The organism is Blautia hansenii, assembly GCF_013304445.1.
In the GTDB taxonomy this organism is placed as follows: Bacteria; Bacillota; Clostridia; order Lachnospirales; family Lachnospiraceae; genus Blautia.
The window spans coordinates 194,295-209,820 of the sequence record NZ_JAAITA010000003.1; the positions used below are offsets into that span (position 1 = coordinate 194,295).

12 protein-coding genes are annotated in these 15,526 nt (G+C 43.7%); 10 read left to right on the forward strand and 2 right to left on the reverse strand.

Translation table 11 applies throughout. The features are described 5' to 3' along the window. Positions 1–44: 44 nt before the first annotated feature. Together G5A70_RS04475 and G5A70_RS04480 are read right to left on the reverse strand one after the other, a co-directional pair. Positions 45–809 carry a polysaccharide deacetylase family protein gene (locus tag G5A70_RS04475; RefSeq protein WP_173748415.1) on the reverse strand — a complete coding sequence of 255 codons (765 nt, stop codon included), beginning with the start codon at positions 807–809 and terminating at the stop codon, positions 45–47. A 138-nt stretch (positions 810–947) separates the two neighbouring features. Next, positions 948–1,340, reverse strand: a complete 393-nt coding sequence (locus G5A70_RS04480) for a DUF3783 domain-containing protein (protein WP_173748418.1) — start codon at positions 1,338–1,340, stop codon at positions 948–950. Between the two features lie 179 nt (positions 1,341–1,519). Here G5A70_RS04480 and G5A70_RS04485 point away from each other — a divergent pair, with 179 nt between their 5' ends. The 10 genes from G5A70_RS04485 to nrdD all read left to right on the forward strand — a co-directional run bounded on the left by G5A70_RS04485 (position 1,520) and on the right by nrdD (position 15,516). After that, positions 1,520–4,390 carry a BTAD domain-containing putative transcriptional regulator gene (locus tag G5A70_RS04485; protein WP_173748420.1) on the forward strand — a complete coding sequence of 957 codons (2,871 nt, stop codon included), beginning with the start codon at positions 1,520–1,522 and terminating at the stop codon, positions 4,388–4,390. 189 nt (positions 4,391–4,579) lie between these two features. Further along, the gene (gene hutH, locus G5A70_RS04490; RefSeq protein WP_173748422.1) at positions 4,580–6,115 is read left to right on the forward strand and encodes a histidine ammonia-lyase; all 1,536 of its coding nucleotides are present in this window, start codon (positions 4,580–4,582) and stop codon (positions 6,113–6,115) included. Positions 6,116–6,207: 92 nt separating this feature from the next. Then, on the forward strand, positions 6,208–7,542 hold the full coding sequence (locus tag G5A70_RS04495) for a Na+/H+ antiporter family protein (RefSeq protein ID WP_173748424.1): 1,335 nt from the start codon (positions 6,208–6,210) through the stop codon (positions 7,540–7,542). A 532-nt stretch (positions 7,543–8,074) separates the two neighbouring features. Then, on the forward strand, positions 8,075–8,857 hold the full coding sequence (locus G5A70_RS15945) for a reverse transcriptase domain-containing protein (RefSeq protein WP_330489627.1): 783 nt from the start codon (positions 8,075–8,077) through the stop codon (positions 8,855–8,857). A 23-nt stretch (positions 8,858–8,880) separates the two neighbouring features. Then, on the forward strand, positions 8,881–9,360 hold the full coding sequence (locus G5A70_RS15950; RefSeq protein ID WP_330489628.1) for a group II intron maturase-specific domain-containing protein: 480 nt from the start codon (positions 8,881–8,883) through the stop codon (positions 9,358–9,360). A gap of 211 nt (positions 9,361–9,571) precedes the next feature. Beyond that, entirely contained in the window at positions 9,572–9,733 is a 162-nt protein-coding gene (rd, locus tag G5A70_RS04505; RefSeq protein ID WP_173748425.1) for a rubredoxin, read from the forward strand. A 162-nt stretch (positions 9,734–9,895) separates the two neighbouring features. After that, complete coding sequence (locus G5A70_RS04510) at positions 9,896–10,789, forward strand: aldose 1-epimerase family protein (protein WP_173748427.1); 894 nt, start codon at positions 9,896–9,898, stop codon at positions 10,787–10,789. A 23-nt stretch (positions 10,790–10,812) separates the two neighbouring features. Further along, on the forward strand, positions 10,813–11,646 hold the full coding sequence (gene dapF, locus G5A70_RS04515; RefSeq protein WP_173748429.1) for a diaminopimelate epimerase: 834 nt from the start codon (positions 10,813–10,815) through the stop codon (positions 11,644–11,646). A 30-nt stretch (positions 11,647–11,676) separates the two neighbouring features. Beyond that, positions 11,677–13,041, forward strand: a complete 1,365-nt coding sequence (locus tag G5A70_RS04520; RefSeq protein ID WP_173748431.1) for an MATE family efflux transporter — start codon at positions 11,677–11,679, stop codon at positions 13,039–13,041. Positions 13,042–13,380: 339 nt separating this feature from the next. Beyond that, positions 13,381–15,516 carry an anaerobic ribonucleoside-triphosphate reductase gene (gene nrdD / locus G5A70_RS04525; protein WP_173748433.1) on the forward strand — a complete coding sequence of 712 codons (2,136 nt, stop codon included), beginning with the start codon at positions 13,381–13,383 and terminating at the stop codon, positions 15,514–15,516. Positions 15,517–15,526: the final 10 nt, after the last annotated feature.

Below are 15,526 nucleotides of genomic sequence, written 5' to 3' on the forward strand. Positions count from 1 at the left end.
ATATTCGTTTCTTTTTTTGCATTTTCTATCATTTTTTGAAAAATTTAATTCTTATCCGGGATTTGCCGGCCTTCGTGGTTCATGTGGTAGTTTTCCCTGTAAATCAACTGGGAAATGGGGACAAATTCATAGCCTTTATCCTGAAGAGTGGTAAGAACGGCATCCAGGGCGTCTTTGGTGTATTTGGCGCCGTTGTGGCAGAGAATGATACTGCCGTTGCCGAGATTCTTGCTTTCTGTAACCCGTTTGACAATGTCGTCAGCACCGTAATCTTTCCAGTCCAGGGAGTCAATATTCCACTGGATGGGGTAATAGTTATTTTTACGGGCATTGCTGACCACTTCGTTGTTGTAATCTCCGTAGGGAGGACGGAAGAGGAACATATCGTAGCCAGTCAGTTCTTTTACCTTATTATGTACGGTCATCAGTTCCCGGGTCTTTTCTTCATCACTTAATTTCGTCATGTATTTGTGATTTTCGCTGTGATTGCCCAAATCATGCCCGGCTTCGTATATTTTTTTTACATCATCAGGATAGCTTTCTACCCAGCCCCCAGTCATGAAAAACGTGGCTTTTACGTTATGTTTGGCCAGAATATCCAGAAGTGTTTGGGTGTCTTCGTTGCCCCAAGCCGCGTCAAAGCTGATAGAAATCTGTGGTTTTTCGGTTTCCACACAGTAAATCGGAAGTTCCCTGCCCCCGACAGTGCTGCTTACGGAGACAATGTCCGGAAGGAGGGCAGAAGCGCACAGAAAAAGCAGGCCCGCAAAGGAAAGTATCACAGCGGTATTGAGTAGTTTTTTAGACAAAAGGAAATCCACCTTCAGAAGATTGGTTATCTACAGTTTATGACACAGAGGGGAGAAAAAGAACCGGGGTCCATAAGACCCCGGCAGTCCATATTTACTTTCGTTCTCCAATTCCCTATTATTATAGAAGAAACCCGTTTATTCTTCCTGATGAAGTCTCTGGTGTTCCTCAATTAATTCCTGAAAAAGCTGGATAAACGTCCAGAAACTGTTTTGGGCAGTCAGGATGGCTTTCAGTGCTACCTGGGGAATTTTGCCGTTTTTCATGGCAGCCAACAGGGTATCCAGATTTTCCTCGGAAAAATAACATAAGACCATGACTTCCTGAGAGATGCCGGGAAGTACTTCCAGGGGAGAAATCTTCTTCATAGGAAATCCCTTGACTTTTGCCAGATATCCTACGGTCTGCTGAAAATGGGCCGGCGTGACAGGCATCAGGGAAAAGCCCATACGGTTTATGGATTTTTCCAGCAGTCTGCGCTTGTCCTCCTGCCCGTTGTCATAGTAAAGTATGGTTGGTTTGCGGTTCATGTTATGTCCCCCTAATGCGTATGTGATACTGTAATCATATACTTTAAGAGAAAATTTTTCAACGGATTTTCTGAGAAATTTCAAGAAAGTTTTAGACGAATTTTTTGCGCTTTGCGTATGTTGACATTGGACATGGAGATTAGTATACTTAGGGGTATATAGAATGTGAGGGATAGAATTTGGATAGAATCAAAGTACATCTTTTGGGCAGACCATATGTAGAAGCAAATGGGGAAAGAGTGAATTTTCCTTACAAGAAAGCAGAAGGATTTTTCTATTATCTGTGCGTGAAAAAGACTGCCACAAGAGAAGAAATTATTTATGTGCTCTGGGGAGCGGACAATGAAAATGTAGGACGGAAAAATCTGCGGGAAGCTGTCTATCAGATAAAAAAACTGTTGGGAAAGGAAATACTGGTGACTGCGGGACACACCAGCATTTCCCTGAATCCGGAATGTATGCCCGAGATTGACTGGGACAGCATTACAGAGGAGAATATTCTGGAACATGAGGAAGAAGGTTTCCTGTCTCATTTTCATATTAAAAACAGTTATGAATTTGAGGAATGGGTGGATGCCATGCAGGAGCAGTACAACCAGTCTTTTATTAAGTCTGTCCGTCAGAGACTTTATGAGGCCGATGCGGTGAAGGATATGTCTCAGATACAGAAATACAGCAACATCCTGTTAAAGCATGACCCTTATAATGAAAAGCTTTATCAGGAGGTTATGGATATTTATGCGTCCGGGGGCAATTATAATATGGCCATTAAGCTGTATTATGATTTGGAAAAAGTGCTGGAGGAAGAACTGGGAGTAGAGCCTTCACCGGAGGTTACAGAACTGTTTCACCGTATTTTCAATGTGAAGGGAAATATTGCTGTGGACAATGGCAGCTGGAATTTGCCGTTTACGGGAAGGACAGAGGAAATTTATCGTATCAGCGAGTGCCTTACCGGTTCAGGGAAATGGCCGCATCCCCAGTGTGTTGCCATAGGAGGAGAAGAAGGCGTGGGAAAATCCGCCCTTTTGGAAAAGACCAGGCAGATGGTAAAAGGGTATCAGATGGTGTCTTTGTATGCGGCCTGCTATAAAGACGAAAGCGAATTTTTCCTCCGTCCCTGGAATGATATTTTCTGGGAAATCGAGCAGTGCATGGAAAGCGGGCTTCTGGAACGGGACATTACGGATGATGAAAGAGGAAAACTGAAAAAAGTGCTGAAGGGAATTCTCTCTGAAGGAAATGAAAAAATGGGACGACTCACCTATCAGATTATGGAACAGTCGGTGTTGGAAATGTTTCGGCGAATTGTGCAGCGTCATAAAGTAGTGCTGTTTTTTGACGATATTCAGTATATGGATCAGATGAGTTTTCAGCTTTTGAATCGTGTACTTCTCACCATGGGCACGGACAGGATTCTGCTGATGTGCACCTATAGTCAGGACAGCGATACAAAGGTTATGGAATCCCTGGAAAAACTCATGAAAAAGGATTGCCTGCAGGTTATTGTCTTAAATTCGTTTACAAAAAAGGAAACCGATGAATTGCTGCACAGGTATTTGCCCCAGCTGGACAAAGAAGAGGAAAAAAGGGAAAATATTTACCGGATGACAGACGGAAATGCCTTTTTCCTTATGGAACTCATGAATCTCATTAAAGAAAAGGGCTATACCCTGGAAATTTCCCCTAAGGCCACCAATGTCATTAAGGCCCGGCTGGCGGAACTTCCCCCGATGGAGACAGAGGTTTTGGAGTGTCTGTCCCTTTTTCCGGAGAAAATCAGTATCGAGGAATTGGAACTTCTGCTTCCGGGCTTAGACCGGCTGACTTTGATTCAGGTCCTGGAACGGCTTCAGGAGAGGCGGCTCATTAAGGAAATACTGGTGGGCTGGAATATTTATTATAAGTTTGTCCACCGGATTTTCAGAGAATATCTGTATGAGCGGCAAAGTGTAGGCAAGCGGCGGATGTACCACCAGATACTGGCGGAATATTATGAAAGCCAGGCGGAGACGAAAAAAAATTTCGAGTGTCTTCCAATGATTATTCACCACTATGAGAGATGCCATAACCAGGTGAAAACATATGAGTATAAGATAAAATACCTGAAAGAATACTATACCATTGTGAATGAGAATTTTCCTGTACTTCATTGGGAGATTGAATATGGCGATGATGAATTTGGCGTTACGGCAGGGGCAGGGGAAATGCTGGCTCTGGCAGAAGAGGTCATTCGTCTGGAGGACAATTCTCATCAGGCACAGGAAATGAAAATGGAAATGTATTACGTCAAAGGGCGTTACAAAATTGCAGTGGGAGAGTACAATACAGGAATTTCCTGTATTGTAAAGAGTATGGAACTGGCAGAGAACCTGGGAGAAAAGAAAATGCTGCTGAATAATTTCAAGCAGATGATTTTCTATGGTATTCAGGTGGAGGATTTGGCTCGAGTGGAGGAATTTGTAAACAGAGGACTGGAGCTTTTGGAAAAAGAAGAACAGCCTGCAGAGGAAAAAGGCGTTTTTACCAGGCTGAAAGGGTGGTATCTGCTGCATAAAGGCGCATACGAAGAGGCGGAGAAAACGCTGAATGAGGCTATGGAACTTTTCCGCACCTGCGCAGAGGAAAAAGAGCATTTCCGCATGAGCATTGCTGCCTGCCACGGATATCTGGGAGATATTAAGAGAAAGCAGGAGGATTTGGAGGCAGCCGTTGTCTGCTATACAAAGGCAGTGGAAATGGGAACCGGAAAAGTAATCACCAACGGTTTGGGGCAGTTTTATTCCGGTTTGGGACAGATTTTTTATTTGCAGCAGCAGGATAAGCTGGCAGAAGAATATCTGGAAAAAGCCGTTTCCTGTCTGAAACGCCATGGATATTACTGGGGACTGGAGAGAGCAGAGGCTTACATGGCTATGCTTCTGTGGAGAGAGAACAGAAAAGAAGAAGCCAGAGACTATTACCGGGACAGCAAAGAGTTGTCAGATAAAATCAAAAATCCCACAACCATGCGGCTTTTGGAAGAGATTCAGTCTTACATTACCGGGTGATTTTATTGTGTTAATATAGTAAAGTTGTACACTTGTATCGAAGCAACATGCTTTGGGGATGTGGATAAATACAAGCGTTCTACAAAACGTCTAAAAATACATTATGCAAAATGACATTTATTGACGCTTTTTTGACACCTAAATCTGTATAATTCCACATATAATATATATAGGAAAAGAGGGTGCGATATGAGTAATATTGTAATCACGGGAAAAGACCTGACACTGGAGCAGATTGCTGCTATTTGTCGTGGTCATGCGAAAATCGAATTAGCAGAAGAAGCAAAACAGAACATCATCGAATCCAGAAAGGTAGTTGATGACCTGGTTGCGGAAGAAAAGGTTGTATACGGAATCACTACCGGATTTGGTAAGTTCAGTGATGTGGTGATTTCACAGGACCAGTGTAAAGCACTTCAGAAAAACCTGATTATTACACATGCGGTAGGTGCCGGAAATCCGTTCTCAGAAGATATTGCAAGGGGCATTATGCTTCTTCGTATCAACAATCTGGTAAAAGGATTCTCAGGTATCCGTCTGGAAACTGTACAGACCATGGTTGATATGCTGAACAAAGGCGTGACAGCATTTATTCCGGAAAAAGGTTCTTTAGGCGCTTCCGGTGACCTTGCACCATTGTCTCATATGGTTCTGCCAATGCTGGGACTTGGTATGGCTTATTACGAAGGCGAACTCCTTCCGGGCGCAGAAGCAATGAAACGTGCAGGTATTCCTACAATTGAATTATCTGCAAAAGAAGGTCTGGCTTTAAACAATGGTACACAGGCTATGACTTCTGCAGGTTCTCTTGCACTTTATGATGCATTGAACTTACTGAAAGTAGCGGATATTGCTGACGCTCTTTGCTTTGAAGCACAGAACGGTGTGGTAGATGCCTTAGACCACAGAGTACATGATGTACGTCCGCACTCCGGACAGCTTGCTACTGCAAGAAACCTTCTGAAATTGCTGGAAGGCAGCAAAAATACTACACGCCAGGGCGAAATCCGCGTACAGGACGCTTATTCCTTAAGATGTTCACCGCAGATTCACGGCGCAAGCAAAGACGCCATCAACTATGTATTAGATAGAGTAAATATTGAAATCAATTCTGTAACAGATAACCCGATTATCTTCAAGGAAGACCGTGCAGGTATTTCAGGCGGTAACTTCCACGGTCAGCCAATGGCGCTTAGCTTTGACTTCCTTGGTATCGGTGTAGCTGAACTGGCAAACGTTTCTGAAAGACGTATTGAGCGTCTGGTAAACCCGGCATACAGTGATCTGCCTGCATTCCTTACACCGCACGGTGGAGTTTGCTCCGGTTTCATGATTGTTCAGTACTCAGCAGCAGCATTAGTATCTGAAAACAAGGTTCTTGCACATCCTGCATCTGTTGACAGTATTCCGTCTTCTGCAGGTCAGGAAGACCATGTATCCATGGGTACCATTGCAGCAAGAAAAGCTGGAGAGATTGCTAAGAACGTAAGACGTGTTCTTGCTATGGAATTGATGGTTGCCTGCCAGGGTATCGATATGAGAGGAAATAAAGGCCTTGGTAAAGGTACACAGGCTGCTTACGATTTAGTTCGTAAACAGGTGGCAACCTTAGATGATGACCGCGAATTATACGGTGATATCAACTACTGCGAAGAAATCATTGAAAATGGTTCTCTGATTAAAGCAGTTGAGGAAGCTATCGGTCAGGCAATCGAAACAAGATAAAGCAAAATTTATATTGCGGGTGCGGTGCCGCGGCGTTTGGAGAGGGACCCCTTTAGCGGCGGCATCAAGGTAAAAAAGAGGGAGGTTTATTTATGGAAAATTTACTTAATCCTGTTATTGTGGCAGTGTTACTTCTTTGTGTACTCTGCCTGTTGAAAGTAAATGTACTTTTATCCATGTTAATTTCATTATTTGTTGCCGGACTTATCGGCGGACTGCCCATTGTCAGCAGCGGTGATGAAGCAAGTATTATGAGTTCTGTAGTGGCCGGTTTCAGCGGCAATGCAGAAACAGCATTGGCTTACGTACTGCTTGGTACTTTTGCTTCTGCTATGGCTTATACCGGTATCACGGAAATCCTTTCCAAAAAAATTGCAAAAGCAGTAGGCGGAAATAAATGGATTCTGTTGACTATCTTACTGGTTATTGCATGTGCATCCCAGAATATCATTCCGATTCACATTGCATACATCCCGATTCTGGTTCCGCCATTACTGGCTATGATGAACAAGATGAAACTGGACAGACGTGGAGTTGCATGTACTATCGCTTTTGGTCATAAAGCACCGTACATCGCAGTTCCTATGGGATTTGGTTTGATTTTCATGGGTATTATCCGAGATAATATCAACGATAATGCGAAAGATTTTGGCTGGAAAGTTACTGTTGGGGATATCACAAAAGTAAACTGGATTCTTGCAGTAGCTATGGTTATCGGTCTTGCTATCGCCGTATTCATTACATACAGAAAGCCTCGTGAATACAAAGATATTCAGCTTGAGGGTGTACATGAAACAGAAGATTTGACACTGAAATATGAACACTGGGTAACACTGGCCGCTATCGTCGTTGTAGTTGCACTTCAGATTATCTACGGTTCTCTTCCGGTGGCAGCTCTTGGGGGTCTTCTGGTTATGTTTATCTTCCGTGCAGTAAAACCGAAAGATATTGACGAGCAGTTCCAGGGCGGTATTAAATTAATGGGATTCATTGCATTTGTTATGTTGGTAGCAGGTGGTTTTGCAACTGTTCTGCAGAATACAGGTGCTGTAAATGAACTTGTTAAGAGTGCGATTTCCTTAATGGGCGGAAATAAGTGGATTGCAGCAACGATTATTACTTTAATTGGTCTGTTGGTAACCATGGGTATTGGTACTTCTTTCGGTACAGTTCCTGTACTGGCAGTATTATACGTTCCGTTATGTCATGAGATTGGTTTCTCACCGGCAGCAACAATCGTTCTGATGTCGGCAGCAGCAGCGCTTGGAGATGCTGGTTCACCTGCATCAGATACCACGCTTGGACCAACCTCCGGTCTGAACGCAGATGGTCAGCATGACCATATTTGGGATACTTGTGTACCGACATTCTTACACTTCAATATCCCGCTGATGATTGCAGCAATCGTTGCAGCTCAGTTCTTATAAGAGTAAGACGTGGATGTTCGATAATCTGATTCGGCACCCGTTACACTTATATATATAATAGATAGCAATCGTCTATTGTTACATCATGCAGGAAGAATCTGTTCCGTCGCCTGCGGAGCAGATTCTTTTGTCGTGCGCCTTGCGGCGCACGTCACTAAAGGGTGCAAGTCCCTAATCCGCCCTAGTAGTGGGAAGGATACAGCCAATGACAAGGGTGTCCATCGTGAGGTGGAATCTGAAGGAAGTCGGATGGCAAATCTCTGGTCTGACGAACAGAAATCACATCAGGCTATAGTTAAGGATAAGGTTGCGACACAAACTGAAGTCCTATAACTACCCGGAATTAACTATAGTAAATGTGGCAGATACATGGAGAGAAAGTGACGTGTGGTACCAAGGGAGGTCTCGTCAGCGGATGGAAACAGAGTATGAAATCCGTGAGTAACAACGAATGGCGAGAAGTCAGCAGAAGCCATAGTAAACCGACGGTTGCAAACGTCGGCGAAGGGCTGAACTTTAGGAGACACAAGCAATGAATGTAACTGAAAGTGGATTTAAGAACAGACAACTTCATATAGAGGACTATCTGCAAATGGTATCTGCGGAACAGAAAGAGTATGCAGAAGTGTTCGACTACTCTAAGATTACTGAAAAGAGCGGTGTCATCACAGACTATTGGACGAACAATCTTTTGGATTTGATTTTGCGGAAAGACAATCTTAACAATGCCTATAAGCAAGTCAAAAGAAACAAAGGGAAAGGCGGAATTGATGGAATGCAGGTGGATGAACTTCTGCCCTTCCTAAGAAGAAACCAAGAAGCCTTAATCCAAGAGGTAAGGGAAGGAAGATATAAGCCTAACCCAGTTCGCAGGGTAGAAATACCCAAGGAAACAAAAGGCGAGTTTCGAAAGCTGGGAGTTCCTACTGTCGTTGACAGAGTGATTCAACAGGCGATAGCACAGGAACTCTCACCAATCTTTGAGGAGCAATTCTCAGAGAATAGTTTTGGATTCAGACCGAAAAGAGGAGCACATGATGCCCTTAGACAATGCCAAAAGAACGTAAATGACGGCTATGTATATGTAGTGGATATGGGCTTGGAGAAGTTTTTTGATACCGTATGTCAAAGTAAGTTAATAGAGGTATTGTCACGAACCATCAAGGATGGAAGAGTGATTTCGTTAATACAAAAATACCTGAATGCGGGAGTGATGGCAAACGGGAAATTCGAGCGAACAGAAGTCGGAATGCCACAAGGTGGACCATTGAGTCCGTTGCTCAGCAACATATTATTGAAGGAAAGTTATTTCTGAAAGTAAACAGGAAGAAAACAGAGGTGGCTCACATCAGCAAGGTCAAGTATCTAGGGTATACCTTTTATAGATACAAAGGCAAATGCAGATTCAGAGTACATCAAAAGTCAGTAGCCAAGATGAAAAATAGAATTCGAGAACTTACTGATAGAAACAAAGGTATTAGTAATGCAGAGCGAGAAAAGAAGTACCAAGAGTATGTGCGAGGATGGGTGGAATACTTTAGACTAGCAGATATGAAAGGACTTCTCAAAACAACGGATGAATGGGCAAGACGTAGAATCCGAGCAGTTTATTGGAAACAATGGAAGAAAATCAAAACAAAGTATCGAATGTTGAAAGCATTGGGAATGGAACATTGGAGAGCGAAGGAACTTGTATGTAGTAGAAAAGGATATTGGAGAATGGCGAAAGTCTTGAATCAAATCTTTTCAAAGAAAATAATAGCCAAGCTAGGATATACATCCATGCTTGACTATTATCTGGTAGTTTGTGAAAACTAAAGAACCGCCTAGTACCGAACGGTATGCTAGGTGGTGTGGGAGGACGGTAAATAAAATAATTATTTACCTCCTACCCGATTTTGAAAAAATTTTTAAAAACTTTACAAAATTAGTCTGGAAACTTTTGAGAAACTGTGGTAGACTGAATAAGAACTGAAGAATGAATTTCAGAAAATGTGAAAAAATAAATTTTAACAGGAGGTATTTAACCATGAAAAAATATGTATGTGAACCATGCGGATATGTATATGACCCTGAATTAGGAGACCCGGATAACGGAATCGAACCGGGAACAGCTTTTGAAGACCTTCCGGAAGATTGGGTATGCCCAGTCTGTGGTCTTGGAAAAGAAGAATTTGTAGAGGAAGACTAATTCCATATACAAGCAGCAAAGTCTGTTAAAGAACAGGAAAAGGAGAAATTTCCCACAGAGGAGGTTTCTTCTTTTTTGCTTTTTGGCAGAAATCTGTTTGCGAAAAAGGCGAAATTGCTTTAATATAGTGGTAATGGATTTTTATACAGGAGGAGTACAGGGATGATTTACACAATTAAAAATGAAAATCTGGAAGTGTCTATAGAAGACCTGGGGGGACAGATGTGTTCCATAAAGGATACAAAAGGAAGAGAATACTTGTGGCAGAGAGATGAGAAATACTGGGGAGACAGCGCTATTAACCTGTTTCCGTACATTGCACGTTTGACACAGGGAAAATATACATATCGGGGAAAAACCTATGAAATGGATATTCATGGATTTCTGAAAGATTCTGTTTTAAAGGTAAAGGACAAAACAGCAGATAAAATCGTATTTTCTTTACGGGACAGTGAAGAAACTTACCGGCAGTATCCATTTCACTTTGAACTGAAATTGAAATACCAGCTGCAGGGAAAGGAACTGAAAGTGACTTACAGTGTGAAGAACAAAGACAGAAAGAAAATGTACTTTGGTATAGGCGGACATCCCGGCTTTTTGCTTCCCTGGGAAGAGGGACTCTCTTTTGAGGACTATGATATTGCGTTTGCTTCCTCAGAAAATATGATGCGGGTAGGCATGTCAGAAGACTGCTTTGTAACCGGAAAGGATGAAGCCTTTCCACTTGACGAACAGAAGAGGCTGCACCTGCGGCATGATTTGTTTGACCATGACGCCATTATCTTAAGAAATGTTCCCACCCGCCTGCGTCTGGAAGCAGAAAAAGGAAGTGTGGGACTGGAGATGGAAACAAAGGGGCTTCCCTATCTGGGCATCTGGCATATGCCCCATACAGATGCGCCTTATGTGTGCATAGAGCCATGGAGTTCTCTGCCGTCCCGAAAAGATGTGATTGAGGATTTGGAAACCCAGGAAAACCTGCAGATACTGCAGCCAAAGGGGTATTATTCCGGATTTTTTAAATTGAAATTGCAGGAAACATCAGAAAGCAGATGACAGGAGATTGGAGGAAACGGAAGATGAAGTTTACGAAAATGCAGGGAATCGGAAATGATTATGTGTATGTGAATTGTCTGGAGGAAAGGGTAGAACATCCTTCTGAAACAGCTATAAAGGTCAGTGACCGTCATTTTGGCATTGGTTCAGACGGATTGATTTTAATCAAACCATCTGAAAAAGCTGATTTTGAAATGGAAATGTACAACGCAGACGGAAGTCAGGGAGCCATGTGCGGAAATGGTATTCGCTGTGTTGCAAAATATGTGTATGACTATGGTCTGACTAAAAAGACTCAGATTTCTGTGGATACCAAAAGCGGAATCAAGTATCTGGATTTGACGGTGAAAGACGGAAAGGCAGTGGAAATCAGGGTGAATATGGGAAGGCCCATACTGGAAGCAGAGAAAATTCCTATGAAGTATCCCCAGTCTCCGGTGATTGCCAAACCTTTAAACGTAGGAGAAAACATTTATGAGGTGACTGCGGTATCGATGGGAAATCCTCATGCTGTAGTGTTTGTGGAGGACGTGCAGAACCTGGATATTGAAAAGGTGGGACCGGACTTTGAAAAACACCAGGCCTTTCCGGAGAGTGTGAATACGGAATTTGTCCGTGTTCTGGACCGCAAAACGGTGGAAATGCGGGTTTGGGAGAGGGGCAGCGGAGAAACTCTGGCCTGCGGAACAGGAGCCTGCGCTGTGGCCGTTGCCTGCGCTTTAAACGGTTACACGGAAGATGCAGTCACCGTAAAGCTTTTAGGGGGAGATTTGAAGATTGCCTGGGACAGAGAGGACAATCTGGTTTATATGACTGGCCCGGCCCAGGTGGTATTTGACGGAGAAATCCGGCTTTAAATAAAAAAACAGGAGAAAAAGATTAGAGAAATGGTTTTAAAAAGAAGTATGAGCCTTGAAGATAAAAGGTTTTATTCCAATGTAGCCCGTCTGGTTATGCCTATGGCGATTCAGAATCTGATTAACGTAGGTGTAACCTCTACGGATGTCATTATGCTTGGAAAGGTAGGGGAGACAGCGCTTTCCGGCGTTTCCCTGGCAAATCAGGTGTATTTTATCCTTTCCCTTTTATTTTTCGGACTGACTTCCGGGGCTTGTGTGCTGACGGCACAATATTGGGGAAAGAAGGATACCAGAACCATTGAAAAGGTTATGGGTATGTCTTTTCGGATTTCCCTTTTGGCTGTTGCAGTCTTTACTTTGGCAGCACTGGTGTTTCCGGCTCTTTTAATGCGGATTTTTACCACAGACCAGGCTGTCATTGAGGCAGGGGTCAGCTATCTGCGGATTGTGGCATTTTCCTATATGCTGTCTGCATTTACCAATGTGTATCTGAATATTATCCGCAGTGTGGAGAAGGTGGTTATCGCTACCGTTGTGTACGGTACGTCTCTGCTGGCTAATATTATTTTTAATGCAATTTTTATTTTCGGACTTTTGGGAGTCCCGGCAATGGGAGCAGCAGGCGCAGCGCTGGGAACGCTGCTTGCAAGAACCATAGAAGTGCTGATTGTGGTTTTTTATGCAGTGAAGATGAACGATGTGGTGAAAATTCGCTGGCGGGATTTCTTTGTAAAAGACAAAGCCCTGGGAAAAGATTTCTTTACCTATGCCTTTCCGGTGCTTTTAAACGAACTGGCATGGGGCGCGGGTATGGCGGCTATTTCCGCTATTGTGGGACATCTGGGCAGTTCTGCTGTGGCAGCTCACTCCGTGGCGCAGGTATGCAGACAGCTTTCTATGGTGATTGGCTTTGGTATTTCCAGCGCAGCGGCTATTATGATTGGAAAGGCCATCGGAGAGAAGAAAGAGGAACTGGCCAGAGAGTACGGAAGGCGCTTTGTAAAGATTGCTGTTTTATGCGGTATCGGCGGGGGACTTCTGATACTGGGCATTTCGCCTCTGGTTAAAAGCCTGCTGAATCTCACCCCTCTGGCCAAAAGCTATCTGACGGCTATGATGCTGATTATGTCCTATTATGTGGTGGGGCAGTCTGTGAATACCACGATGATTGTGGGGATTTTCCGGGCAGGAGGGGACACCCGGTTCGGGTTGATTCTGGACGTGAGCGTGATGTGGCTTTGCTCTATCCTGGGCTCTGCAGTGGGGGCTTTTGTTCTGGGGATTCCCATGCCCTGGGTTTATATTCTGCTGTGCAGCGATGAGATTATCAAGATACCGTTTTCGGTGTACCGCTATAAAACGTATAAGTGGCTGCGAAACGTTACCAGATAAACGAAATATTACAGGAGAAAATAGAAAGTACCCCTTGACAAAAATGAAATTGTGCACTTTCAATAATGTTGTGCCGAAAACCGGTTTCCATAAAACGAAAAGAGGGAAAAAATCAGGAAAAGAAAAACTTTTTTTGTCAGGTGACATTTTGTCGAAGTATGTTGAATACGGGGATAATAGAGGAAAGTGGAGAATATTAGTACAGAATTGTGCAATATTCCCACTTTCTTTCCTGTGTGAAAAGTGATATACTGTGGAATACAAAATGTTGTGAAATGAAAAGTGAAAAATATTATACTATACCAGATATAGTGTTTTAAAGTGTATGAGGTGAAAGTGATGATGTATGTAGTTAAGAAAGATGGTACGAAAGAGGATTTTGATGTTCAGAAAATCGTGAGGGCAGTGAACAAATCCGCATCCAGAATTATGTATAATTTCAAAGAGGATGAGGTGAAATTTATCTGCCGCTATGCCCAGGAAAAGGCGGATTCTCTGGATAAAGAAGAGATTTCCATTCAGGATATGCACAATATTGTGGAGGGGGCTCTGGAAGAAGTCAATCCATCTGTTGCAAAGAGCTACAGAGATTATCGCAATTATAAGCATGACTTTATTCATATGATGGATGAGGTGTATACCAAGAGCCAGTCCATCCGCTACATTGGGGATAAGAGCAATGCCAATACGGACAGCGCCCTGGTGGCTACCAAGCGCAGCCTGATTTTCAATGAACTGAATAAAGAACTGTATCGGAAGTTCTTTATGAACCGCAACGAACTGCAGGCCTGCAAGGACGGGTATATTTATATTCACGACCAGTCTGCCCGTCTGGATACCATGAACTGCTGTCTCTTTGACGTGGCTAATGTGTTAAGAGGCGGCTTTGAAATGGGAAATGTGTGGTACAATGAGCCGAAGACCCTGGATACGGCTTTTGACGTTATGGGAGATATTGTGCTCAGTACGGCAGCCCAGCAGTACGGCGGCTTTACCGTGCCGGAAGTGGACAAGATTCTGGCCCCTTATGCGGAAAAAAGCTACGAAAAATATAAGGAAGAATTTCTTGCTTATGTAGACCCGGACTGGGAACTGGCAGAGGAGAGAGCCGAGCAGTATGCTGTGGATAAGGTAAAGAGAGACTTCGACCAGGGCTGGCAGGGAATAGAGTATAAGCTGAATACGGTGGGATCTTCCAGAGGAGATTATCCTTTTGTTACCGTGACTCTGGGACTGGGTATGAAGAAATTTGAGAAAATGTGCAGCATTTCTCTTCTGGAGGTTCACAAGGGCGGACAGGGAAGAGAAGGTCATAAAAAACCGGTGCTGTTTCCAAAGATTGTGTTCCTCTATGATGAGAATCTTCATGGAGAGGGCAGAGAAGGGGAGGATGTGTTTGAGGCAGGAATTTCCTGTTCTGCCAAAACCATGTATCCGGACTGGCTTTCTTTAAGCGGCAAGGGCTATATTTCCAGTATGTATAAAAGATACGGAAAGGTTATCAGTCCTATGGGCTGCAGAGCCTTTTTAAGCCCCTGGTACGAAAGAGGCGGCATGACTCCGGCAGATGATAAGGACGTTCCTGTATTTGTGGGACGGTTTAACGTGGGCGCAGTCAGCCTCCATCTTCCCATGATTCTGGCAAAGGCCAGAGCCGAGAATAAGGATTTCTACGAGGTGCTGGATTTTTATCTGGAAATGATTCGTCACCTGCATATTCGTACTTACGATTATCTGGGTGAGATGAAGGCGTCCACAAATCCGCTGGCTTACTGTGAGGGCGGTTTTTACGGCGGCAACTTAAAACCTTCGGATAAGATTAAACCGCTTTTAAAACCGATGACTGCTTCTTTTGGTATTACGGCATTAAATGAACTGCAGGAGTTGTACAACGGTAAATCCATTCGCGAGGACGGCAAGTTTGCCTTGGAAGTACTGCAGTATATCAATAAAAAAGTAGAGCAGTACAAATATGAGGACGGCAATCTGTATGCCATTTACGGTACTCCGGCAGAGAGTCTCTGCGGCCTTCAGGTAGAGCAGTTCAGAAAGATGTACGGTATCGTGGAGGGGGTTTCTGATCGTCCGTATGTGAGCAACAGCTTCCACTGCCATGTAACAGAGGAAATGACTCCCATTGAGAAGCAGGATTGCGAGGGCAGATTCTGGGAACTCTGCAATGGCGGCAAAATTCAGTATGTGCGTTATCCCATTGGATACAATGTAGACGCCATTCGGGCACTGGTGCGCAGAGCTATGGATTTGGGCTATTATGAGGGCGTGAACCTGTCTTTGGCTTACTGTGATGACTGTGGTCATGAGGAGCTGGAAATGGATGTGTGTCCGGTATGCGGTTCCACCAATCTGACCAAAATTGATCGTATGAACGGCTACCTTTCCTATAGCCGTGTACACGGAGATACCCGTCTGAATTCTGCTAAGATGGCGGAAATTGCAGAGCGGAAATCTATGTAAATATATGCGC

Coding starts and splice junctions, on each gene's coding strand:
- G5A70_RS04480 (WP_173748418.1), bottom strand. CDS start 1,340: ATGAACCGCAAACCAACCATACTTTACTATGACAACGGGCAGGAGGAC.
- hutH (WP_173748422.1), top strand. CDS start 4,580: ATGAGTAATATTGTAATCACGGGAAAAGACCTGACACTGGAGCAGATT.
- G5A70_RS04495 (WP_173748424.1), top strand. CDS start 6,208: ATGGAAAATTTACTTAATCCTGTTATTGTGGCAGTGTTACTTCTTTGT.
- G5A70_RS15945 (WP_330489627.1), top strand. CDS start 8,075: ATGAATGTAACTGAAAGTGGATTTAAGAACAGACAACTTCATATAGAG.
- rd (WP_173748425.1), top strand. CDS start 9,572: ATGAAAAAATATGTATGTGAACCATGCGGATATGTATATGACCCTGAA.
- G5A70_RS04510 (WP_173748427.1), top strand. CDS start 9,896: ATGATTTACACAATTAAAAATGAAAATCTGGAAGTGTCTATAGAAGAC.
- dapF (WP_173748429.1), top strand. CDS start 10,813: ATGAAGTTTACGAAAATGCAGGGAATCGGAAATGATTATGTGTATGTG.
- G5A70_RS04520 (WP_173748431.1), top strand. CDS start 11,677: ATGGTTTTAAAAAGAAGTATGAGCCTTGAAGATAAAAGGTTTTATTCC.
- nrdD (WP_173748433.1), top strand. CDS start 13,381: ATGATGTATGTAGTTAAGAAAGATGGTACGAAAGAGGATTTTGATGTT.